Source organism: Desulfovibrio biadhensis (assembly GCF_055388615.1).
The window spans coordinates 2,659,532-2,682,669 of the sequence record NZ_AP042477.1 but is presented as its reverse complement, the minus strand read 5'-3'; the positions used below and the strand labels follow the sequence as shown (position 1 = coordinate 2,682,669).

Annotated in this window: 17 protein-coding genes, 1 pseudogene, 1 CRISPR repeat array and 1 riboswitch; of the genes and pseudogenes, 5 read left to right on the top strand and 13 right to left on the bottom strand. The window is 54.2% G+C overall.

All coding sequences use genetic code 11. The features are described from left to right. The first annotated feature begins 137 nt into the window (after positions 1-137). A complete protein-coding gene (locus ACZ5EH_RS11735) occupies positions 138-2,453 on the top strand; it encodes a methyl-accepting chemotaxis protein (RefSeq protein ID WP_464274065.1) in 2,316 nt (771 codons plus the stop codon). A gap of 443 nt (positions 2,454-2,896) precedes the next feature. Beyond that, positions 2,897-3,922: direct repeats of the CRISPR family, unit length 36 nt; unit sequence GCCGTGGTTCCCCTCCAAAAAGGACTGTGCTAGTCT. A gap of 100 nt (positions 3,923-4,022) precedes the next feature. Here ACZ5EH_RS11735 and cas2 read toward each other — a convergent pair. Genes cas2 through cas9 form a run of 3 tightly spaced genes read right to left on the bottom strand, consistent with a single transcriptional unit; the run spans position 4,023 to position 8,498 of the window. Further along, complete coding sequence (gene cas2 / locus ACZ5EH_RS11730; protein ID WP_464274064.1) at positions 4,023-4,352, bottom strand: CRISPR-associated endonuclease Cas2; 330 nt, start codon at positions 4,350-4,352, stop codon at positions 4,023-4,025. Beyond that, positions 4,342-5,280 (bottom strand): type II CRISPR-associated endonuclease Cas1, encoded by a 939-nt coding sequence (cas1, locus tag ACZ5EH_RS11725; protein WP_464274063.1) that lies wholly within the window; start codon positions 5,278-5,280, stop codon positions 4,342-4,344. The genes cas2 and cas1 overlap by 11 nt, the downstream gene beginning before the upstream one ends. Then, entirely contained in the window at positions 5,256-8,498 is a 3,243-nt protein-coding gene (gene cas9, locus ACZ5EH_RS11720) for a type II CRISPR RNA-guided endonuclease Cas9 (RefSeq protein WP_464274062.1), read from the bottom strand. The genes cas1 and cas9 overlap by 25 nt, the downstream gene beginning before the upstream one ends. A 613-nt stretch (positions 8,499-9,111) precedes the next feature. Between cas9 and ACZ5EH_RS11715 the strand changes: the two are divergent. Further along, positions 9,112-10,590: pseudogene (locus ACZ5EH_RS11715) on the top strand (sensor histidine kinase). A gap of 52 nt (positions 10,591-10,642) precedes the next feature. On the opposite strand, the gene ACZ5EH_RS11710 reads toward ACZ5EH_RS11715, so the two are convergent. Continuing rightward, a complete protein-coding gene (locus tag ACZ5EH_RS11710; protein ID WP_464274061.1) occupies positions 10,643-11,155 on the bottom strand; it encodes a hypothetical protein in 513 nt (170 codons plus the stop codon). Positions 11,156-11,687: 532 nt separating this feature from the next. Between ACZ5EH_RS11710 and ACZ5EH_RS11705 the strand changes: the two genes are divergently transcribed. Then, positions 11,688-12,599, top strand: coding sequence for an AraC family transcriptional regulator (locus ACZ5EH_RS11705; protein ID WP_464274060.1), 912 nt, complete (start codon positions 11,688-11,690; stop codon positions 12,597-12,599). Between the two features lie 26 nt (positions 12,600-12,625). Here the strand turns inward: ACZ5EH_RS11705 and ACZ5EH_RS11700 are convergent, their stop codons facing one another. Both ACZ5EH_RS11700 and ACZ5EH_RS11695 read right to left on the bottom strand, forming a co-directional pair. Then, complete coding sequence (locus ACZ5EH_RS11700; RefSeq protein WP_464274059.1) at positions 12,626-13,285, bottom strand: cysteine hydrolase family protein; 660 nt, start codon at positions 13,283-13,285, stop codon at positions 12,626-12,628. Positions 13,286-13,543: 258 nt separating this feature from the next. Then, positions 13,544-13,753 (bottom strand): hypothetical protein, encoded by a 210-nt coding sequence (locus ACZ5EH_RS11695; RefSeq protein WP_464274058.1) that lies wholly within the window; start codon positions 13,751-13,753, stop codon positions 13,544-13,546. 208 nt (positions 13,754-13,961) lie between these two features. Between ACZ5EH_RS11695 and ACZ5EH_RS11690 the strand changes: the two genes are divergently transcribed. Both ACZ5EH_RS11690 and ACZ5EH_RS11685 read left to right on the top strand, forming a co-directional pair. Further along, positions 13,962-15,278, top strand: coding sequence for an MFS transporter (locus ACZ5EH_RS11690; protein ID WP_464274057.1), 1,317 nt, complete (start codon positions 13,962-13,964; stop codon positions 15,276-15,278). 134 nt (positions 15,279-15,412) lie between these two features. After that, the gene (locus ACZ5EH_RS11685) at positions 15,413-16,789 is read left to right on the top strand and encodes an OmpA family protein (protein ID WP_464274056.1); all 1,377 of its coding nucleotides are present in this window, start codon (positions 15,413-15,415) and stop codon (positions 16,787-16,789) included. Between the two features lie 159 nt (positions 16,790-16,948). On the opposite strand, the gene ACZ5EH_RS11680 is transcribed toward ACZ5EH_RS11685, so the two are convergent. The 7 genes from ACZ5EH_RS11680 to ACZ5EH_RS11650 form a co-directional block, all read right to left on the bottom strand. Continuing rightward, entirely contained in the window at positions 16,949-17,107 is a 159-nt protein-coding gene (locus tag ACZ5EH_RS11680; protein ID WP_464274055.1) for a YqaE/Pmp3 family membrane protein, read from the bottom strand. A gap of 142 nt (positions 17,108-17,249) precedes the next feature. Next, entirely contained in the window at positions 17,250-17,996 is a 747-nt protein-coding gene (cobI, locus tag ACZ5EH_RS11675; protein ID WP_464274054.1) for a precorrin-2 C(20)-methyltransferase, read from the bottom strand. Continuing rightward, positions 17,993-18,835 carry an ABC transporter substrate-binding protein gene (locus tag ACZ5EH_RS11670; protein WP_464278295.1) on the bottom strand — a complete coding sequence of 281 codons (843 nt, stop codon included), beginning with the start codon at positions 18,833-18,835 and terminating at the stop codon, positions 17,993-17,995. Before ACZ5EH_RS11670 ends, cobI begins: the two co-directional genes overlap by 4 nt. Next, complete coding sequence (locus ACZ5EH_RS11665) at positions 18,804-19,649, bottom strand: ABC transporter ATP-binding protein (RefSeq protein WP_464274053.1); 846 nt, start codon at positions 19,647-19,649, stop codon at positions 18,804-18,806. Before ACZ5EH_RS11665 ends, ACZ5EH_RS11670 begins: the two co-directional genes overlap by 32 nt. Next, on the bottom strand, positions 19,646-20,677 hold the full coding sequence (locus ACZ5EH_RS11660) for a FecCD family ABC transporter permease (RefSeq protein ID WP_464274052.1): 1,032 nt from the start codon (positions 20,675-20,677) through the stop codon (positions 19,646-19,648). Before ACZ5EH_RS11660 ends, ACZ5EH_RS11665 begins: the two co-directional genes overlap by 4 nt. 62 nt (positions 20,678-20,739) lie before the next feature. Continuing rightward, on the bottom strand, positions 20,740-21,645 hold the full coding sequence (locus ACZ5EH_RS11655) for a sirohydrochlorin cobaltochelatase (RefSeq protein ID WP_464274051.1): 906 nt from the start codon (positions 21,643-21,645) through the stop codon (positions 20,740-20,742). Positions 21,646-21,748: 103 nt separating this feature from the next. Further along, positions 21,749-21,936: riboswitch (cobalamin riboswitch) on the bottom strand. A 114-nt stretch (positions 21,937-22,050) separates the two neighbouring features. Continuing rightward, positions 22,051-23,133, bottom strand: coding sequence for an aminotransferase class I/II-fold pyridoxal phosphate-dependent enzyme (locus ACZ5EH_RS11650; RefSeq protein WP_464274050.1), 1,083 nt, complete (start codon positions 23,131-23,133; stop codon positions 22,051-22,053). Between the last annotated feature and the right edge of the window lie 5 nt (positions 23,134-23,138).

Genomic DNA, 23,138 nt, shown 5'->3' with positions numbered 1-23,138 from the left:
TCATTTATTTGCCAATGTGGACCTAAAAATGTAGCTTCTTTTTTCCGACATCGTGCAAAGGCATGCATACTTCAATCGGCTTTTCCTTTGCGTAATCCATCGGCCAAAACTCGTAATAGCAGCACAGGAGACGCGGTATGGGGCTCAAAAGCATAGGCGGCCAGCTTGCACTGGCTGTGCTTCTGGTCGTTGCGCTTACAATTGGCGCATTGGTCTTTTACGTCAACGGTTCCACCTCGTCCATGGCCTTGAAGCTGGAGAAAGGCACCATGCAGACTGCGGGGCAGTTTACGGCCAGCGTTGTTGACAATTATTTCGACAATGCCCTGGCCCTGGCGCAGTCTCTCTCGGCGCAGTCCGCTTTTCAAAGCGCGCTCCAGTCAGATTATTTTTTGAAGGACGCGAGCAAGATCATCCAGGACTTCCTCAAAGGCTACAAAGGACTGTGGGCCATCTGCCTTTTTGATTACGAAGGCTACGTCATGGCCGGCGTGGATGCGGCTGGACATGACATGACGGATATGGAGCTGGCTGCCACTCCTTATGTAAAGCATATTCTGGATACGGGCGAAGTCTACGTTGACCACGATATCCGCCTTGCAGGAGAACAGGAAAAAGCCGCGGTTTTCGCCGTGGCCGCCCCTGTTCTGGACCTTGGCGGGGACCTTGCCGGCGGTATTGTCATCTATCCAAGGTGGGACAACTTTGCTGACGAATTCATCAACCCCGTGACTGTGGGCTCCACCGGTTATGTCAGCATCATTGACGGGCAAGGCAGACTGCTTGCCGGGCCGCCCTCTGGCGACATGAGCGCCCTGATGGAGCTGTCCCCCCATGCAGATATGGCCAAAAGTGAAGGATTTGCGGAGTATGAGGTTGACGGGCACGCCAAACTGACCGCAGTGACGCCCCTCCCAATGGGCGAGTGGAAACTGCTGGTCACCGCGGACATGTCCGAACTGACGTCCACCTCCACGCAACAGCGCAACACATTGCTGGTGGCGGGAATTTGCATAGTGATTCTCCTGGTGGGGCTCATTGTCTTTGCCATGCGCAAACTGCTCATCGCCCCCTTGCATGCAATAGAGATATACACTGACCAGGTAGCCTCGGGGCAATACACTGCCCCCTTGAAAGGGCACTTCCGCTACGAGCTTGCCCACCTGGCAAGCAACCTCAGCAGAATGGTCGACAAGCTGAAGGCCGAGCTTGGTTTTACCCGGGGAATACTGGACTCCATATCCGGCGCATTTCCGTATCTGATTCTGGATAACGAATCCCGCATCACCCACACCAACGACATTCTTATCAAGACAATGGAAAAGCCTGGCACCCCGGAGACATATATCGGCAAAAAAGCGGGCGAGTTCTTTTTCAACGATGCCACCCGCTCCACCCGTTCGCAGCATGCCATCGAGAAAAATGAACGCATCTCAGGGGAAATGGAAGTCCAGACGGACACGGTCAAACGTATTTTGAGCGTCAATGCCAACCCCATCTATGACTTTGACGGCAAACTCACAGGGGCCTTCACCCTTTACTTCGACCTGACAACGGTGCGCGAACAGGAAGCCGCCATCCGCGAGCATAACGAAAAAATATCCGGTGTGGCGCGCCGCGTGGACGCCATCGCCACGGAAGTGTTCGCCGCAGTAAAAGACATTACGCAGCAGGTTGAGCAGGCGGCCCAGGGAACGCAGCGCCAAGACCAACGCACCCAAGAAACCGCCACTGCCATGGAACAGATGAACAACACCGTCTACGAGGTCGCCAGCAACGCCACCGCATCCGCTCAAGGGGCGGAGGACGCGCGCAACACGGCCCTGCAGGGGCAAAAAGCCGTTACCGAAGTTGTGGCTTCCATATCCGACATCAATAATCAGGCGGATGAACTGCAAAGCATCATGGCGGACCTTGGCGAACACGCCCAGGGCATTGGCCAGATAATCACCGTTATCGAAGACATTGCCGACCAGACCAACCTGCTGGCGCTGAACGCGGCCATCGAAGCGGCGCGCGCCGGCGAAGCAGGCCGCGGTTTTGCCGTGGTGGCCGACGAAGTCCGCAAGCTGGCGGAAAAGACCATGAGCGCCACCAAGGAAGTTTCACAAACTGTGGGGCGCATCCAGACCGGCACCGAGAAAAGCGTGATGGCCACCAAATCCGCGGCTTCCGCCATTGCTACCAGCTCCGAACTGGCGGAAAACGCCGGCCAGGCTCTGCGCGAGATAGTGCGCATTGTGGAAGGCAACGCCGACCAGGTCAGCGCCATTGCCACAGCGGCGGAAGAGCAAAGCGCCTCCAGCGAGGAGGTCAACCGCGCCATGGATGAAATCAACTCCATCGCCAGTGAAACGGCGCGGGGCATGCGCCAGGCCAGCGAGGCCATCGGCGCCCTGGAAGAACAAATGCGGCGCCTCATGGAATTGATTCAGGAAATGCAACAAGGTTGAAAAGACGATAACAAGAAGCCTTGACCCCAAGGGGCATGGCGATATAGTGAATGCTTCCTGCCGCGAGGGGTACTTCCCTTGCGTCAGCGTCCCAGTAGCTCAGTCGGATAGAGCATCGGCCTTCTGAATGGAGTGCCCCGGGGGAAACCCCGGGAGTAGAACCGGCCAAATTCGGGGAAGCCTTCCTGCCGCACACGCAGATGGTAATCCCGAGCCAAGCCGGGGGGCATACCCCCGGAAGGTGTAGAGACTAGACGGCCGGCGCCTGCGCCCCCTTGCGGGGCATGGCGAAGGGATAGTCCAGACCACGAACACGCACAGCGCGTGGCGGGGAAATCCGTGGTGGTACGCTAAGCCGACGGTCGTGGGTTCGAATCCTACCTGGGACGCCAACCGATCTTCAAGCCCCTGATTTTTCGGGGGCTTTTTTACTTTCAGGGTTTAGCTGTGGTTCCCTCCAAAAAGGACTGTGCTAGTCTCAGAACTGGGGCCATTACCGGCGGGCGTTAGCCGTGGTTCCCCTCCAAAAAGGACTGTGCTAGTCTTAAGTTCGTCCGCCCATTCATTGCACTTGGGCCGTGGTTCCCCTCCAAAAAGGACTGTGCTAGTCTCGGTACACTTCATGGACAACGACGCCAGCGGCCGTGGTTCCCCTCCAAAAAGGACTGTGCTAGTCTCACCTTTTGTGTTGGTCGGCGCGCCTTCTCGCCGTGGTTCCCCTCCAAAAAGGACTGTGCTAGTCTCTCGCAATTCGTCCGACAGAGGCGCCGCACGCCGTGGTTCCCCTCCAAAAAGGACTGTGCTAGTCTCAGTCATCAGGGTTTGAGATAAAAAAGGGTGCCGTGGTTCCCCTCCAAAAAGGACTGTGCTAGTCTCCCCTCGAAATGTTATAGTTTTCGAGGGGCGCCGTGGTTCCCCTCCAAAAAGGACTGTGCTAGTCTGGCAAAAGCTGAAACGGGAGAAGTCCCTGCGCCGTGGTTCCCCTCCAAAAAGGACTGTGCTAGTCTTCGAGATGTGGCCAGCAACGTTTTCAAACAGCCGTGGTTCCCCTCCAAAAAGGACTGTGCTAGTCTTTGGCCGGCGCTTCCATGCCGGCCAGGTCAGCCGTGGTTCCCCTCCAAAAAGGACTGTGCTAGTCTTGGCACCAGCGTCTGGGAACTGCTTACCATGCCGTGGTTCCCCTCCAAAAAGGACTGTGCTAGTCTCAGTTCTGTGAAACCCAGCCAATGGCGTACGCCGTGGTTCCCCTCCAAAAAGGACTGTGCTAGTCTAAGAAGGATTTGTGGGGTATATATAGTTGCGCCGTGGTTCCCCTCCAAAAAGGACTGTGCTAGTCTGGTTTGACAAGAACGTCCCTTCTGTGTCATGCCGTGGTTCCCCTCCAAAAAGGACTGTGCTAGTCTACTGGACGCAGCATCAAGCCAGCGTCACTAGCCGTGGTTCCCCTCCAAAAAGGACTGTGCTAGTCTGGATGGGATGCAACCTTCAGTTTTTCCCGGGGATATTCTAAATCCCCGGGACTTTTTCCACTAATCTTCACTCTTTGCACAACGCAACCTCTTCTGTTTTTTAAAAAAGCAGCAATTGTTGTGTTGCTGTTATCTCAACAGGCTTTTCCTGCCCCACAAGAATCTCCATGCGCGCATACTGCCTGTCTGTAAGTTCCAAAACGCGTACACTACCGTGTGGCGGCAAGCTTGCTCGTAAACGGCGCATATGTTTTTCTATGGCTTCGCGCCCCCGGCAGATGCGCATGTACACAGAAAGCTGCAACATATCGTACCCGTCTTTTAGCAAAAAATTCCTGAACTTGGACGCCTCACTCCTGTCCTTCTTCTCCTTGACCGGAAGATCGAAAAGAACGATCAGCCTCATGTAGCGCACCTCCTCACTGGGCATGCGTCCCTCCTCCGCTATCCGCCATCACCGGCAGAAGAATATCCTTGCCGTTTCCAGGAGAAAGAGTTGCACGAAACGCCTCAACGTATCGACGCACCCCTTCGAGCAATACATGCCTTTCTGTTTTCAGAAACACATCCTTATGGAGCACCATGGTCATGGCGCGCCTGTCGTGAATGTCGAGGTTTTCTTTCTCGGGCGAAGTGAGAAAAACGTTTCTGGCGTGCACATCCACCAAGGGGCGCAATGGCTCCAAAAGGTCATCCGCCAAATTAAAAGGATTTTGGTCGTTGGCGTGGTGCACCCCAAGTGAAGGCCAAAAGCCATATGCAGAAAGATACCGGGCGATGCACGCACGAACAATGGCGTAGCCATAGTCCAGCAGAGAATCGAGCCTGTCCCCTCTCCGTGGGGTGCGGCCACCGGTGCGCACCCCGCAACTCAGTCTGTACCCTGGCCAATACTGCCGGGCCGCCTGAGCCTCCACATTTCCAGTGTCCCCACTGTGAACTTTCTTGACCAGGGAAAGCAGCAATTGCGCCTCAGCCGTTACGCCACCAAGTTCAAGACTTAGCGCCTGGCTTTCAATCTTTCGCCTGACAATGGCTTGCCAGAGACGTTTCCTACGGGGCGATGTAAGGGCCATCTGCAGCCTGGCTGTCTGTGCCTGACGATGATAGCCGTTGCAAGGGAGAAGAGCGCCATTGGGCATGTGCCGCCTGTCAGTCGTAATAACCAGGCATCCATTTGCTGCAGCAGCGGAAAGCAATGCAGCTGTCAGCATCACCCGGGGGGTGTCCAGCACAACATACGCCACGTCTTCCAGGGGTACGGCAACAGAGGCGCCGCTTTCAGGCTCAACCAACAACCGTCCCTTGTTCAGGGAGATTCTAGCTGCTTCGCTCAAGTGCAGGCCGCGCCATGCCATGTCCGCGTCTCCCCTTTTACCAGATGCAAATTTCCAAGCCGATCAACACGGTATTTGTCGAAGCTCTTCAGATTCTTGACTCCCACTTTGATTGTCTCGGAGTGGTCATATGCAGCAGCCAATACTATGGCAGCTACGCTTCTGTCTGTACCTACATAATATCCCTCATGCACTTCACCATTATTTTTTGTTGCAACGACGTAGCAATTTTTGGTTATGGTAAAACAAAATGCAGATTCCGCGTCCATTAACAGCCATTCATCTTCATTTTTATTTCCCACAATGGCCTTGTTTGGTGGAGCTGGTTCAGAAATTTGACTCGCGTAGACTGGGACAAGGTAATACTTCCCCTGCATTTTAAAGACATCGGTACGTACTATGGAGGCATTGTCGGCCTGACAAACGCCACCTCCCCTTGGCAGTGTCACTCCGCTGGTAAAAGGCCCTCGTTTTATGCGCACGCGACGAATAACATCACCTTTGGGTGAATACGGTGGGGCGTCAGCTGGTTTTCCTGCATTGATCCAACCTTGCAGAATATCCCGCAGCCAAGCGTTACGTTCCAGGTCTTTGATGCGATCGAGATCCTTTAGGCTCAAGTCTTTTACGGCTTTACGTTCATACAGCATCGCAACAGCTTCGCCATTCGCATCAGTTTCCTGTCGTATCTGCCGCAACGTATCTTCGTGAAGCCGCCCCTTTTCTTTGCCGCGCTCTTTTCGAGAAACAAAGACGCCACGCAGCAGACGAGCGGTATCTTCCCTGAAATCAGGCCATGGGAGTTCTAGGTCAGGAACAAGCCGATACTTATCCTGCCACGTATCCATCCGCTGGTAGGCTCTCGTAAGACGCTGCAGCATGCCCTCGCTGCAAAGAGCAACTAAAAGAGCGTCTAAGGCGTGGTGTCTGTCCCCGATTCGCCTGCCATGAGCGTCTTTTTTCAGGCTCTCCACCCCCCATGCTCGTCGCAGGTCAGAGGTTATTCTTCCTGGTCTGACAAAAATCCTTCTTATACCGCTGCCGTCTTGTCTTTGCATGGGAACATTAAATTCCTGTTCATATTCCTTGGCCAGCCATTGTAATGTCAATTTAGCTGCATAACTGCTATCGTGCTTGTTACGCTCGTGAAATTTCCCCTCCATTTCACTATCCAGATTCTTGAGTGTATAGTTGCGCTTCTTGAAGCCCTTTATCCGCAAGGAACGAACCCACTCTTCAAAAACGTGCCACGTCTCAGGATGATCTTTGCCTATCCACTCGTATGGAGTACGTCCTGCCTTGGCCTGATTAGCTTCAACTCTTACTAGGCAGAGATTGTAAAATCGATTGTCGAAAGTCCTGCTACGGGGAAGGATGTGGTCGATCTGCGCAGCATTAGGTCCGTCCAACAATTCCACGGGAGAGATGTGCCCCTGGTTACCGGCATAGGCCTGCCTTCCTCCATGATCTTTCCAGAGTAGATAATATGCGCACTGCTCCCCCTGTTCTTTCCAAAGTTCGTAGCGCATGAGTTCCGTCCTGGACACATGCTCAGGATTCTTTCCCACCAATTCGGCGAATCGGTTGCGATGCACTTCTCTTTCATCCGTGCGACGATCAAGTCCCTTTTTGATTGCGTTTCTATCTTCAACGCTCTTTCCTACATCTCGCAACAATTCGACATGCACCCTTCCTGGGATAACACCAAGTTCATACACAATAGTCTTAAACTGCCTGCGAACCTCACTCATGATGCGCTGCACAACTGGATTTCGCACAGAATGCATATCCACTTGCCGCGCGGCCGCATGCTCATAGCCCACTTCCTTGCATCCAAGATCGTAATCACCGGTATCTATCATATGGGGCAAAATGGACTGCATGGCCTTGAGCGATAGTTTTGCCACCTGACGAAAATTGGCGAACCGCCCCTCTTTCAACGCCATGAGTAAAGCTTTTCGCTCTCTTTCTTCGAGTGGTAAATTTTGCATACCTGCCTCGATGAGAGCGAGGTCATCATGGATGGTAAAAAGCCAAGCCAAAGAGTCGACAACCAGCTGCCCATCAGACATTCTCTTTTGCACGAGTCTTTGGAACCCCTCCCATCCCAAGACGGAGGCGAAGATATAGCTTCCCTGAGTACACCCACCACTCATGCCCAAAATGTCCTTACTTTCCGGGTCGGTAATCTTTCCGTTTGCGTCCTTACGTGCGTAGTTAAGCTTATCGAAGCTGGCTTCCTCTCTACCAAGCCTTTTTTTCAATTGTTTGAAAGTCAAGCTCTTCTTTTTTCCAACTTCGCCCACAATTGCTTTCACTTTTTGTGGAGGTATTCGCTCAAGGTTTCCGCCCGGACTGCGCAAACGCAGGGTGCTCAGTTTCTGGGCCAAGCGAAAACGCTCGGCTGTATACGATTTTGCAGGAGCTCGTTTTTCGTTTACTTCAAAAAGGCAATAACCGATCAAGTCTTCACGACTTTTCAAGGGTTTCTGATCAAACGCCAAAGGTCGATAGGCCGATAGAAGTTCATCTGTTGCTACGTTACTTCCATACTCACGCTGTTTTTCAAAAAGCAGAATAATTTCGTCCTCAAGCAACTTTCGGAGCAGCGTGCGTTCATACACTGGCTTGCCGTCGATGCCAGCCCTATTCCGCTTGCGAGGAAGCTCAACCATGTATTCTCCTACAGTCCTACAACCTGCCTCGCGAAAGCGTTCTTCCAAATGGCTTACCGCCTGCAACATTTTTCCTGTTTCGGAGTTGCTAGCACTGGATTTGTCTGCCTTGCTGTTAGATTTAAACCCTCTATGTTTTGCAATATGCAACATGACTACAGCTAATTCTTCAGGTGATAGTAACGTGTCCAAACCCTTTTTCCGTAAAAGCCATGGATCATGTTGGCGTTGATTTACAGGCAAGTGCAATTGTTCTGGACTCAACGACCCAATAAGGCCAAATTCTTCAAGCAATTCTCTAATTCTTTTCATTCTCCAACGCCGCCGCCGAATTGTTACTCGCTGTCGTTTCGCAGTCTGCCGCTGCTTGCTGAGCAATTCTTTGGTCTTGGGATTTTCAGGCACGTCGAATGTACGAACTCCTAAAGCAGGAAAACTTCTCCCGCCCTTTCCTTCATAATTATAAATTGAGGCCATACCGTCAGGCTGCAATCGGACCATCGCCCACCCTATTGAGCCTATCCCGATATCTAATCCAAGACATACGCTCTCATCCAGATACATATTGTTGGCCTCCTACTTGACATATTATGATTACATGAGTAGCTTCTATATAGCACAGTTCATTCTGGAGCGGAACCACGGTAATCTCCAGAGAAGCCGGCCGCCCTGCACTGCAATGGTACGGGGCGGCCGTGGTTTGTTCTGGTGCTAAAATACACTCTCCACTTTTTCAGCCAGTACTTGGATGTGCCCCCGTTCGTCATAACCAATCATTCTGCGAGCACTTCCTTTTCTTGCTGCACAGAAAAATCATGTGCTGTTCAAGTATATGAGCAGTTCATAAAGGCTTGCGCAGCGATACGCGCCTTCAGCTTCGCTTCACCAAGCCGCAGCAAAGTAAAAAACAATAAAAATAAAATGCTTAGCACAATCAGACATTACCCATAGGGCTTTGACAAGCTTTTTCAATTCAGCTAGGTGCTTCGTCTACACTGCATGCAGCACAGTGAGCACAGTGAAGGGCAAGGGCTTAGTACAGTCATGCAATATCGATTTATGGTCTGCTTTTCATGCGATATTGCGATCTACCACGCCTTTAAAAACGCTCTTTTTATACAAAGTATTCATTCATCACACCAAGTATATACAGCGCTATCATTGAGTATCGTTTCCAATGGCAACAACGAATAACAGCCATGGGCTTCCTGGCCAGAAAAGAATGGTGCGAACGTACACCATGGTGTTTCTTGGCTATATTGGGATTGTGGTAATATTTGCCTTTTTGGTCGGCCACTACCAGAAACAAAAGCAGATGGCCGAGATTGACCGGCAGCTCCATACAGCAGCCAGCGCCCTGAAATTCATGCTGGCGGATGATTTCCACGACCGCGCCGTGGATGCGGATTCCATATCCTTTGAAGAAGAATTGAAAAATCGTCGCGCCATCTCGCAGTATGCTTCCCAATCCGGCTTTGTGTACGCCTACACGCTTGTTGAAAAAAATGGCGCGTTTTACTTTGCAGCGCCAACCGTGACCGAAGAAGAAGCAAAAGAGCGCGAACGCTGGTATTTCTACCCTTATAAGGATGTGCCAGAGGAGTTTGTGCGGGCATGGCGTACTGGGGAAGCAACCTACGCCACCTATTCCGACCAGTGGGGGACCTTCCGCTCTGTGGCCCTCCCCCAGACATCTGCTGGGGGCAGGCGGTATCTTGCCTGCGTGGACATGGATATCTCCTCTATTAAAAAGCTGCTTTATCGAGAAGCTGCTCTCGGTGGCGGCATTGCATTACTGCTCATTTTCAGTTCTTTTCCATTACTGCTCTTGTATCGCCGATCACACGCCATGTACGTCGGCGTTCTAAAACATACGAACGCGGAGCTCTCCAAATCCAATAAGCAGTTGGCCATTTTGGATGCAGCCAAGTCTTCCCTTTTGAACAAGGTTTCCCATGAACTGCGAACCCCGCTGACCTCAATTATGGGTTTTGTGAAGCTTTCTGAGCGTGAGTTCAGGCGCCATTTCGCCCCACTTGCCATGGGGAAACCGGAACTGGAAGCCAAACAGAAACGTATCGACAACAACCTGAACACAGTTTGGGCGGAAAGCGATCGCCTGCGGCGTCTCATCAATGACTTGCTGGATCTTTCCAAAATCGAATCGGGCAAGATGGAGTGGCACGACGAAAGGATTTCACCAGTAACGGTGACAGAAGCTGCCCTGGCGTCCGTGAGTGGCGAATTGGAAAAGAAGCAAGAGGTGGAACTGACGCTGGAGACCGAAGGTGACTTGCCACACATTTTTGCCGAGTCGGACAAAATTCACCAGGTGCTCATCAACCTGCTCAACAACGCGCTCAAGTTCACCAATCGAGGAATGATACGTGTTCAGATATCGCGTCACGCCGGCTATGTGTGCTGGGATGTGCGTGATTCCGGCATTGGCATCCAGCCTGAGGATCTGGGCAAAGTATTTGACGAATTCCACAGTTCGCCACACAACGACACCCTGCCCGACCCGCGCTAAGGTACGGGGCTGGGGCTCACCATTTGCAAACAGATCATCGAACATTACGGGGGGTCAATTTCCGTGACGTCGAAAGTAGGCGTGGGAAGCACCTTCACGTTCTTGCTCCCCGCCATGGGCGCGTAGCCGACTGTTTTAGTGCAGGATTACAGCCGTGCACCATACTACAGAAAGGGCATCAATATTGTGAAGACGATCTGCGCCGGCGTGGCGTCAGCACGGAATACGGGTCCGAGCGGACGCATTCATCAAAAAAGAGCTTGGCATTCAATAGTTGCACAAATCCGTTGCGCACGCAGTCCTTGTTTGAATACCCCGCCGTTTCTCGCATAAAGCTTTTGAGGCAGCGTTCTATTCTGAACAGTTTCGACCGCATATACTGAACACATTCACTGGTTGACGCATGCCCATTCAGATGCAGTAATGCATACGCTGATGAAGCGTACGCTTTGAAAAGCGCCTTTTCGATCTGTTCGCCAAAGTCATAGCAATCCGTGATGGCCACAAATGGGTAGAACGTGTTGCACCCGGACATGGCAAGCATGTTGATCATGAGAAAGGCAAAGCACGATGATGCGTTGCTTTTCACCGAGTAGGTGCAGTTTTCGCTTTTTCTGATAAGGGTCGTGGCGGCAAAGGAAGGGACGTCAGAGAAATCATGGATGATGGATCGTATATCCTGGAAGACCATGCAATTTCTCTCACCCCCCGCGGTACATTTGACATCACCGTCCTGCATAAGACCATGCGGGTACGTTTTGCGCGCAGGATTTTCAGGTACTTGGTATTTAAATCTAATACCATGTTCTTTTATTCTAACATAAAACACATGCATTATCTTCACCTCTTACGCGCCAAACGTAAAAAAATATTCACGCAACAGTACCACTTCTTTTTTCCCTTTACTCGCTACAATCCGTAAACACAACCCACAGAGTCAGTATTTATTTTATCAAGTCAACAAAACTAGTATTTTACGATAAAGTATTACATTTAGTAACAGTTCATGGCCTCTTGATTCATAAATACTAATAAATATGATTTTATATCTAATCATGCGTAAAATGATCTTGCGAATCATTTTCAACAAACACGGGGATGTGGTCGCACATCAATACTTGTTCCAGCCATGAACGCCTTGCCATCTTCCAGATAATGGCAAAAAACGTCAAGACGAGACACGGCCCTGCCACTATCTTTGCCACAGCAATCGGAGGAAAGCGATGCGGGAAACGACCGTTCGCAGCCATCGCCACAGGCTGGCGCAAGTACTTGCGCATTTGGACAAAATAGGAGTGGAGGCTGGTGTCGAGAGCATGCCCAGATTGGAAGAACTGGCGGAGATCGCATGCATGTCTCCGCACCATTTCCACCGGGTTTTCAAGGCATATACGGGGTTGCCAGTCAAAAGCTATGTGCGCAGGCACAGGCTTTTGCTCGCCGCAGACAGACTCACACGCAGCAGCCAAACCATACTGGATATTGCCCTGGAATCCGGTTTCGCCAATCACGAGACCTTTACGCGCGCATTCACGCAGATATTCGGCATCACGCCCGCAGCGTATCGAATGCGGGCATTGGCCAATGGGCAAGCAAACGCGAACGATGGACTTACTCCATTGCCTGCGCCTCCGCCACCGCAACCCACTGCAGGAGAAAACATGGACCTGAACGTGAAGACATTACCCACTATGACGTTAGCCAAGGTTCGCCACACTGGCCCCTACAACAACTGCCAGATAGCCTGGGACAAACTGTGCATTTGGGGCGCTTCCAAAGGACTTTTTGGACCGCAAACCATGTTTCTCGGGATCAGTTGGGACGATCCGGAATCCACGCCACCTGAAGAAATACGGTATGATGCGTGCTTCACCCTGCCTGATGGCGCATCAACGGAAAGTGATGCGGACGTAACGATAACCACACTTCCCAGTGGAAACTACGCCACCACCCTGCATAAAGGCCCCTTCTCCGGGCTGGAGGCAGCGTATAAACAGCTCTATGCCGCCATCATCGCACGGGAGGAGCTCCAACTGCGGGATGCCCCTGCCATGGAAATCTACCTCACTGATCCCAAAACAACGCCGGCAGAGGAATACCTGACAGAAATATGCATTCCTCTGGAGGACCGCTAAAACAGGGGGCGCAAGCCCCCTTTTTCTCACGGGAAAAGGATCATATCGCTGCGCGAAATGTGGATGCGCTTACGCGTGGCAGGCCCTGTCTCCAAAAGATGCACGGTTGCCTGTTCCTTGTAGATGTCTTCCGCCGACAGGCAATCCACCGGGAGGATGACATCCAGACCTCTGAAACCGGCTGCTGTTGCCGTGTGCAATACAGCGCCATGGGCCGCCGTACCCGTAACGATGACAGTATTCACCCCTTTGTCAGCGAGAATCCGCTCCAAGTCGGTCCGCCAAAATTTGTCTACGCTGGATTGTACGATCGGCTCGCCCTCAAGGGGCGCAACCTCCGGCAGGATGGTCTCTGGCGTCCCCTTGCTGGTCAGGCTGAATACCACTGACAGACCTGCGTTCCGGGCCTTGTGCAGCAACGAGGCGATGGCGGGCACGCTCGCCACACAACGGGGGCGCCTTGCGTCGTTGCATGTGCGCTCTTCAATATCGAGCACCAACAAAGCCGTGGCGCCAGGGTCCACTTCCACGCGCTCCAGATTCAGGACATGAGGCGGCGTAACGCGCCCCCATTCCTGATCTATGCTTTTCCCTGCCCCGAATGCACTGGACGCAAACACCAACATTGCGGCAACAAGCACAAGGCTCCCTTTCCAGTTTTTCAGAACGCGAGGCTTAGCGTGCATGATGGACCTCCACCTGTTTCATGTGGTTATCTTTAGCATACAATTTTAGACAGTTAGTGCTTTACATAAATACATCAAAAGGGCAGGCGGCCATGAGAAAAAGTCCTCTGAAATACACCTTTCCATCTGAAATAGCATCACAAATTCCAGAAATTTGAGGGAGAAGGGAGTATGCCACAGATCAGGGGGTACAGATCTGTTGGATACGGCAGGAGTAAGCCGGCCCCAGCTCCGATCAGAGCCCGGGGAACAACGTGGTCAGACCTGGTCGCTTTCCTGAGGTCTGGAGGAGTAGTGCGTGCCAGTCTGTCCAGCAGCAACGGGGGAATCTTCATGGGGCCTACCTGGCTCCATGCGCTCCCGCAGCAATTCTGAAAGCAGGCTGGATACGCTCGTCCCTTTGGTTGCAGCCTGGGCATGCGCCCACTGCACCACGTCTCCTTCAAGCAATACAAACGCATGTTTCATAATCTGGCCTTATAGAATAGATTACTTGTTCTGACAATACGGTTTTTATAAAAACTCTATTCCCTTTTACTTCATGGCGTTTGGGTTTCATTCGACTTTTTTTACGTGCGAAACGCCACACTTTGAAGAAAACGCCTCCACTGACGAGAATGGCAATAATTATCCCCAACATATTGTCTCTGCTTAATTTTTGTGGCATAGGCAACGCATGATAAACTGGAAACGCTACTCGGATCCCTGGTACTCAGGCTATGCATTTCAAGGGGCCGTCGTCCTTGGTGTGGCTCCTATCCTCATTCCCCTTATCGTTGGCAATGCAGCCGGTTCTGCAGAAGCGGGTCTTGTGGTGGCGGCTTTTTACGCCGGACAGCTTTCCGCGCCTTTTTTGGGCGGACTGACCGACCGTCTGGGCATTCACCGCGCCGTCTATTTTCTGGGGTATTTGCTCCTTGCCGCGGGTCTGGCGGCCTTTCCGTTCGTTTCCGGCGCCGGCTTCTGGCTGTTGCTCGCCTTGATACAAGGCATGGGCGCCGCCGCCACCAATACCGTGGCGGCCATGTTCATTGTGGAAACCAGGCCAAAGGACGAATGGGATCCGCGTATCGGCTGGCTGCAGACATTTTACGGCCTTGGGCAGGCGCTTGGGCTGGGGCTGGCGGCCTTGCTCCAGATGGAACCCGGATGGGGCATGGTCATCGCTGCAGCACTGATGCTGCCCGGCATCTGGCTGGGGCGCATGGGGCTGCCCAAAACCGAGCATCCTGCACGCGCAGCCAAAGTACCAAAATTCAGCCGACGCACACACAGACAGCCCCGCACGCCCTTTGGCATGCTGCATCACTATGAAAGCATCCTGACAAAAGACGCGGCCAGGATACTCCTGTTCTGGAGATCAGCTTTTGGCCTATACCTGCTGAGCTGGTTCCTGTGCATGCTGGGCTCCTGGCTGATTTACAACCTGTATCCGCTGCTGATGCAGTCCGCCTATGGCATCAATGCAAGCCTTTCCTCCCTGTATTACGCCGTGGCCGCTGGAATCGGCATTTTCGTGTATGCGCCGTCAGGAATATTGGGACACAAGATCGGTGACGGCCCGGTGGTCATGCTGGGCATTCTGGCCAGCATTATTTCAGCGGGGGCTATGGCGTTCCTGGCGCACTTTGATACGCAATACAACTCCTGGCTGGTTCCAGCGTTCTTTATTCTAATGCCTGTCGCGTGGTCACCGCTCATCGTTGCCGGTACAGCACTTACGGCACAACTGGCCACAATAGCGGAGGGCACGGCCATGGGGGTTTTCAACGCCACCACCGCCATTGCCAGTGTACTGGCCGCCCTTGGCGCAGGATACATTGCAGAATTCACAGGATACAAGGCAGTTCCCATAGTGGCCGTGGTATTGCTGCTGCTGAGTGCGGCAGTCTTGTTGCCAGTACTGCGACTTGCCCCAGGGGGGGGCACAACGTCTGCACCGGCAAACGATACTGCTTCAAACGAGAACGAACACTCTGCGGCCGCGTCCTGATATGCGCAAGAGAGGGGCATTGCAGCACTTCTCTTGCCATCTTGCCCGGCCCGCGATAGACATTTTATAATCTGGTTAGCCAAATTCATATCCGCGCCCGGGGCTGGCGCGAAAGACACCAAGGAGATTGCGGCATGGCAAACACCGGTTATGCACGGCGATTTCGGCCAGGGCAGCAGGGCAGCACTGCAGTCTGGCTGCTTACCATTCTACTTCTGCTTTTCGCCATCGCTACGGGATACGTATGGTATAAATACGCCACACAGAGCGATCTCCTCAGCCAACGCGAAACCGAACTGACGAATCTGGAGCTGGATTTCGAAAGACTGCAACGCGACCTCGATGATGCAAGCTCGCGCACCAGCACCGCAGAAAGACGCATCTCAGATCTTGAGAGGCAGCTGCAGCAACTGGATACAGCCCAGTCTCAGGCTTCCGACCTGCAAAGCCAGGTAAACGAGCTGAAAAACAACGCGCTCACCGCTGCAACACAACTTCAGGATTGCCAAGAACAGGCAAAGGCGGCGGAAGCCGCCAAGGCGGAGTTGCAGACGCGCATTACTGCGCTTGAAGCAAAAATCAAGGATGAGGAAGCAAACAAGGCCAAGCTCGAAGCTGCTATTGAAGAACTCAAACAGGCAGAAGACATGGGTTCGGATGCAGCCTCGTTGCAAAAGCAAGTCGTCGATCTCAAAAAAAGACTCGGTTCTTGTCAGGAAAAGCTCGATGCGTTGCAACTTGATGCTAAAGCGCGTGAAAAAGCCGACGCTGCAGTTTCCAATGCGGCCAGGCAGGTGCCTGATATTGTCGTAACACAGCAAGACGCAGCAAAGCCTGCCGGCCCCTCAAAAGAAGAACTGGCAGCCCAGGCGGAAGCACAGATCAAGGATTGCGAAGCCCTTGCCGAAGAACTGGAAGCGCTGCGCGCCAAAGGCGAACCAGCCGACGCAACGCGCATTGGCGAATTGGAAAACAGCCTGCAGCAGTGCCACTCCCGCGCCGAAACACTGCAGGAGCACTACAAGGCCGAAAAGCAGATGGCTGAGGCCTATCAGGACATGATTGAAAGCCTGCGGCAGGAAATCCACGACAAGGACGTCCGCATCAAGCGCATCCAGAATCGCCTGGAAATAGACATCCTGGGGCACATTCTCTTCAAGACCGCCAGCACCCGCATCACCCCACAGGGGCAGGAACTGCTGGGAAGAATCATGCCCTCGCTGCAATCCATCGAGGACCGGCAACTTTACATTGTAGGGCACACCGACGACAGAAAAATCGCTCCCAATTTTAGACGCAAAATCCCCAGCAACTGGGAGCTATCAGCCGGGCGGGCGGCATCTGTTGTTCGCTATCTCATTGATAATGCCAATATTCCGCCTTCACACCTGGCTGCTGTCGGGGTGGCGGACACCCAACCGGAAGCGAGCAACGACACGTCTGAAGGACGCGCCAAAAACCGCAGGGTGGAAATCATCGTGGGCGCCCCCATTCTTGGGAAGACCAATTGACCCATTGTATGTCGCCCTTATCAAGGGCTGCCGCTCTGTATGCCCGCTGAACCGCCTATACGTTTGTGACAACAAAGAATCCCCCCTGGCAACGCCAAGGGGGATTTTTTGTTATGGAGCGCCCGCGACACGGGCGCTTATATCGTTACGTTTGTCCGGCTATTTCTTGGCAATAATCCAGATGGCGTGCACCAGACCAGGAATATACCCCAACAGCGTCAGCAGAATGTTCAGCCAAAAATGACCACCAAGACCAACCTGCAAAAAAACGCCCAACGGGGGGAGAAGAATGGCAAGCACTACGCGAATGATATCCATGAGGAGGCTCCTTTGTTGCGGGATTTAAGATTGCACCATGCAGCTACCTGTAGAACATGGTGCAGCAATCTTAAGTATATGCCACCAGAACCAACATTTGGCAAATACCCGATCAAGCAATACCCTCAAACCACACGTTCTTTTAGTTGAGGGGCACTTCCTCCGCTTTCCTGCCCTTGCGCTTCATAAGCAGCAGCGAAAAATAGTGCGGTGTTTCAGTCACTGCATCCAGGTCTTCGCAAATACGCTCCCCTTCCATGCCAAGGCGTGAGCAGAACAGGGCGCGCTCGAACGAGCCGGCCTGCCGTACCATGTTCACTATGGCAGGATAGTTCTTATAGGCCTTCAGGACTACGGCGTTTTCCGCACTGTCACACAGCTTTTTGAAACGCTCTGCATCAGCCTGGCCAGAGGTCAGCACCAGACTTTCCCCCGCACTGACGAGCACGGTCCGCGAACTGGCAGCAGCGGCCTGAAAGGATGTGATTCCAGGTGAAACACGTATCTGAATCTCGGGCCACCCTGTCTGGAGTTTTTCCATCAAATAGCCGAAAGTGCTGTATATAAGTGGATCGCCCAAAGTCAGAAAGGCGCCGTTTTTTCCCGCCAACATATGGCTGGCCACCGTTTCTGCATTTGCGTTCCAGGCGTCTTCCAGTCGCTGCTTGTCATGGGTCATGGGAAAGCCCAATTCAATGACGTCAACACCGTCAGTCATGTGAGGCGCGGCAATCCTGTGCGCTGTGGAAAAATCATTCTTCGTGGAAGAGGCCGCAAAAACAACGTCCACTTCGCCCAGAATGCGAACAGCTTCCAGGGTCAGCAATTCCGGATTTCCCGGCCCTACCCCCACCCCCCAAAACGTTCCGGGGTTCCTAACCTGATTCATTGTTTTATCTCCTTCCTGGTCTCGCCGTTGTGCAGCAGCCAGGCCAATATTTCTACAGCATCAACGCTCTGTGGCCCGGGGCGGGAAAACCGCCGCTCGTCCACAACATGAAATTTCCCTTCCCTGACACAAGCAAGGGTACGGAAATGCTCCCGCGCATCCAGTGGAAGCGGGTCAGGATTCATGGGGCCGCGTTGTACAAGGTAGACTTCGGGATTCAGAGCCAGGAGCGCCTCTTCGTTGAGCCGCACCAGCTTTTTACTTGTTTCCAACACATTACGCCCCCCTGCGGCATGAATCACGGCGTTGACCATGGAGCCGCCCCCTGCTCCCAACAAGTTGGGGTAGCGCACCTCAAAAAAAACACTGGGCCGTGGGTGCCCCTGCACTTTTGCCGCAACACTGGCAAGCCGCTTTTGCATGGACGCCACCAGGCGTTCTCCACGCTCAGGCACCCCGGCCAGGGTGGCAATACGTTGAATGACAGAAAACAGCTCTTCAAAATTTCTGGCCCGGAAAAACGCCGTGGCAATGCCATGGCTCTCCACCTGCTCCAGGGGCAGGGACGCGTCTTTGCGCCCTCCCATTTGCAACACGAGGTCAGGACCCAACCCCACCAGAATCTCCACATTGGGGCGCATGTGCGTGCCTATCTCGGGCACAGCGGTAACGGCTGCACTGTCGTCTGCAGCCGTGCGCGCAACAATGGCGTCCTGCAATCCCAGCGCCAGCAGAATATCGGTCAGCCCTCCATACAGTGGGGCAATCCGCGTTGCCGGAGCCTGCAATACTACTTCACGACCACGATCATCTACAATCTCCGGTCCCGCCGCCCTCACCGGCCAAGCCTGAATGAGGCCGCACAAGATCACGGCCAGATAAAAGCAAAGCCTGTGGCGCGCCCGAAACCGGGTGTTCTGTAATGACAACAGAGGTTCCATAAACCTTCTCCAAAACTTCCTTGCAAAACACCTGGTGCGTAGGGCCCTGGGTGATGATGCGCCCTTTTTCCAAAAACACCAGCCGTGAGCAATACAGTGCGGCCAGATTCAAATCGTGGCTGGCCATGAGCACGGCCACGTTTTGGCGACTGCGCCCCGCCAATACATCGCAGGCGGTCACCGCATGGGCAGGATCCAGTCCCGAAACAGGCTCGTCCAGCAGCAAAACCTTTGCTTCCTGGGCCAAAGCCCTTGCCAAAAAAGCCCGCTGCAATTCACCGCCGGAAACCGCACCTGCGCGACGCCCTGCAAGGGAAATGATGTCCGTATCTTCCAAAGCCCGCCGGACAGCAGCACGGTCTCCCTTTCCGGGACCATGCCAAAACCCCAGATGCGCGTAGCGCCCCAGCATGACAATATCTTCCACTGTCATGCCGTCAGGCGCCTCTCCCCGCTGCGGCACACAGGCCACCAAGCGGGCGCGCTCCCTGGGGGAGTAGCGGGCCAGTTCTTTACCTGACAATAAAACGCTACCGGCAGCAGGCGCCAATACCCCTGATAACGCCTTGATAAAGGTGCTTTTACCGCTACCATTGGGGCCAAGCAGCCCCACAAATTCACCGGCCTGCAGACTGAGGCTGGCTTCCCGCAATGCTGTGGCGCCGCCATACTCGCAAACAAGTCCGCTGGCTTCCAGAACCGCAGCGCTCATGAGATTCTCCTGCTGCGTACGCCGAGAAGCCAGCAGAAAAAAGGGCCACCCAGCAGCGCCGTCACCACGCCAACGGGGAGCTCCGCCCCACCCTGGAGAATGGAGCGTGCCAGCACGTCCGACCAGAGCAGCAAAGCCCCTCCCGCCAGCATACAGGCCGGCAAAAACAACCGGGCCGGCAGACTGGCGGTCAGGCGAATAAGGTGCGGCACCACCAGCCCCACAAAGCCGATGACGCCGGCAACAGCCACAGCAGCAGCGGCCATCATGCTGGCACCGAGCAGCAGGCACAATCTGGCGCGGGGGACATTAACGCCGAGTTGCGCGGCCTGTTCTTCGCCCAGGGCCAGTAAATCCAATTCTCTGGCATACAGCGCGACCAGCAAAGCGCCAATGACAAACCAGGGCGCAAAAAGCAGCATCTCATGCCAGCCGCGCCCCTGAAAGCTGCCCATGAGCCAGAACACGATGCTTGTTACGGAATCCTCGTTAAGAGCCTTGATAAGCGAGATGCAGGCAGCCAGGAACGTGGACACCACCATGCCGGCCAAGACAAGTGTCTCGCGCCTGAGCCCGCCCGCAAGCCGCCCCAACACGAGAACACCGCCAAGGGCTGCTATCGCGCCTGTCAATGCGGCCAGCGGCAGCAGCAGGGCGCCGGATAAAACAGGCAGCAGGATTCCGGCTTCTGCACCAAGGCCGAGGGCAATGGCGAGGCTTGCGCCGCAGGCTGCTCCTCCTGAAACACCAAGGGTGAACGGGTCCGCCAGAGGGTTGCGCAAAAGTCCCTGGTAAACAGCCCCGGCGACTGCGAGAGCCGCCCCAGCCGACCAGGCGAGCGCCGCACGGCTCAGACGGAGTTCAAGCACCACAACACGCCAGCTTTCTGGCAAGTGCGCCCCACCCCAAGGATTCAGGGCAGACAAGACATCTGCAAGCGGAATGTCCCAAGGGCCAAAGAAACAGGCAAGGGGCAGGCAGACCAGCGATAAAATCGCGAGCAAAGGGAGTATCCAGTACCGCTTCATACGTCCGTGCGTTGCTCCCTCGTTTGACTCTCTGACCCTTTGGGATATCCGCCCATTTTTTTCTACCTTTTTATATGCGCCATGGCGCCGTCAAGACGCTGCAGCCACAATTCTGCGATGGGTGGCAACTCGGCCAGACCATGCAACACGGTTTCGCAGGCTATGCCGTCCTTTTCAAGCACGCTTTTCCAGGAGTCATCTTCGTCGCCAGCCATGTCGTTGCGCGCATGGTCGCCCGCCACGGACATGAGCGCCAGAAGCGTGGCTTTTTTATAGCCTTTTTCCTTCAAAAAGGATTGGACGTCCTCAAGCGTGGGAAAACCTTCCACCGTACCTACGACCACAGAAGGATCCAGACGGGCAAAGTGATACTGCAACGCGGGGTACACGACATCTGCAGGGTGATGGGTGCCGTGCCCCATAAGCACCAGCGCTGCGCCATCACGCTTTTCCGCCGGGTACAGGGAAAGCAGGGTCTTGGCAAAGGTTTCCAGATCGTCATTGGTGCTCAGCAAGGGGTAGCCTACGAAAATACGCTTTATTCCCTTTGGCATGCCTTGAAACGCATGCGCCGTGCGCACCAGCGAGTGGTACTCTTCCCCCGGTATCACATGCAGGGACTGCACGACCACCTCTGTGAAATTCTCATCCGCCATCTTGGCCAGCGCTTCGGCCGGTGAAGGTATGACCTCGCCCTCTTTGGCCAGCTTGTGTCTGATGATCTTTGAAGTATAGGCCCAACGCACGGCAACGTCGGGGTAACGCTTCTTCACCATGGCGTCGATTTTTTCAAACGATACTTTGGCTTCAGGAACGCTGGTGCCAAAGGAAACAAGCAGAATACCTGCCTTGTCTTCACGTTTGTCGCCATGGGCCTGTACATCTGGAACCTGAGCGGAAAGCAGGACGAGGGAAAACAGCAGACAGAACGCAGCAATACGCCGCAATGTGGAATGCATGATGCGCATGCTTCCTCCTTGAACGGAAGGGGCCTTGAAATAGGGGCGGCTGTACACCCCTAAGACGGGGAGGCGCTTGCCGGTGCAAAAGCCCGTTGAACCGGCAGCGAATATCAGACGCGGCCTCAGGCAGGTCTTCCGGCTCACCCCACCCTGTCCCGGCCTTCCCAGAGCTCTGCTCCAGTGGCGCACACGGGGACGGGCGACTATACTTCAGGGGCTTACGGCGGCGGGTCCGCTCGCGATTTGCACGCGATTCCCTATTATGCAGCGAACTGCACCTGAGAGGCGCTGAAGATACTGAGGGCGGTCAGGGAAGTCAACGTAAGGCGCAAAATGGCAAAACCACAGACAATCTCATGCCTGTGGTCATATAAGCCGCTACTACTTCCGGTTACTTCGTACGCATCCGGCTCACCTGTCCAGCCATTCCTCCCAGACATCCAGGGCTTCAGGAAAGAAGCTGCGTCCGTATCCTACACGGAAACGGTCAGCAGGCACTTCACCCAGCCTGGACTGGAAGACCGAAGCAGGCATCAAAAGCACCCCGGCCTGCTCCACCAGCTTGTCGGCAAAAGCGTCTACACCTTCGTTGCCCAGGTAGCGGGAAAAGGCAACACACCCGGCATCAGGCTCGTACCATTCAAAAAGACCTGCGTGACGCGCGAAGAAATCCCTGAGCAGTTCGCGGTTTTCACCCGCCAGCACGCGATTCCGTTCCAGCAGCGCATCCCCCGCTTCCAGGGCAATAAGCGCCAACAGTTCGCTGGGCGCGCTGTTGCAGATGGAAAGATAGTGCTTGAAGCGCTCCATACGTTGCAGCAGTTCCGTATCCTGACAGGCAATCCACCCTATACGCAGACCGGCCAGACCGTAGGCCTTGCTCATCACGCCCAGGGAGATGCCCCGTTCATAGATGCTGGCGGCAGCAGGCAGCCTGCTGGCGGCGTCGCGCTCCATGCCCCGGTAGACTTCATCGGAAAAGAGCCAGGCGCCCTGCTTGCGACACATCTCCACCAGGGCGTCGTAGCGGTCGCGCTCCAGGATGGCGCCCGTCGGGTTGTTGGGAAAATTGATGGAAACCAGTTTCGTTGCAGGCCGCATGGCCGCCTGCACCTCGCCCATGTCCAGGTTCCACCCGTCCTCCTCGTGCAGCTTCAGGCCAGAAACATCACACAGGCTCATGGGCAGGGTTTCGGCCGACTGATAATTGGGGTGGCAGACCAAGGCGTGGTCGCCTGCTTGCAGCAGCGCATGCATGGCAATGAAGATGCCCTCTTCCGCACCGGCAAAGCAGAGCACGTTTTCCGGACCTAACCCGTCATAGAGCCCTGCTATGGCCTGGCGCAAGGCAGGCGCGCCCCATGTTTCCGTATACCCCAGGGAAAGTTTATCCCATTGTTCACGACGCTCAGGAGACGCCATGGCCAGCAGTTCAGAAATGGGTAAGGACTCCATATCAGAACCGGCAACATTGAAACGGGCTGTAAACTCCACCGTGA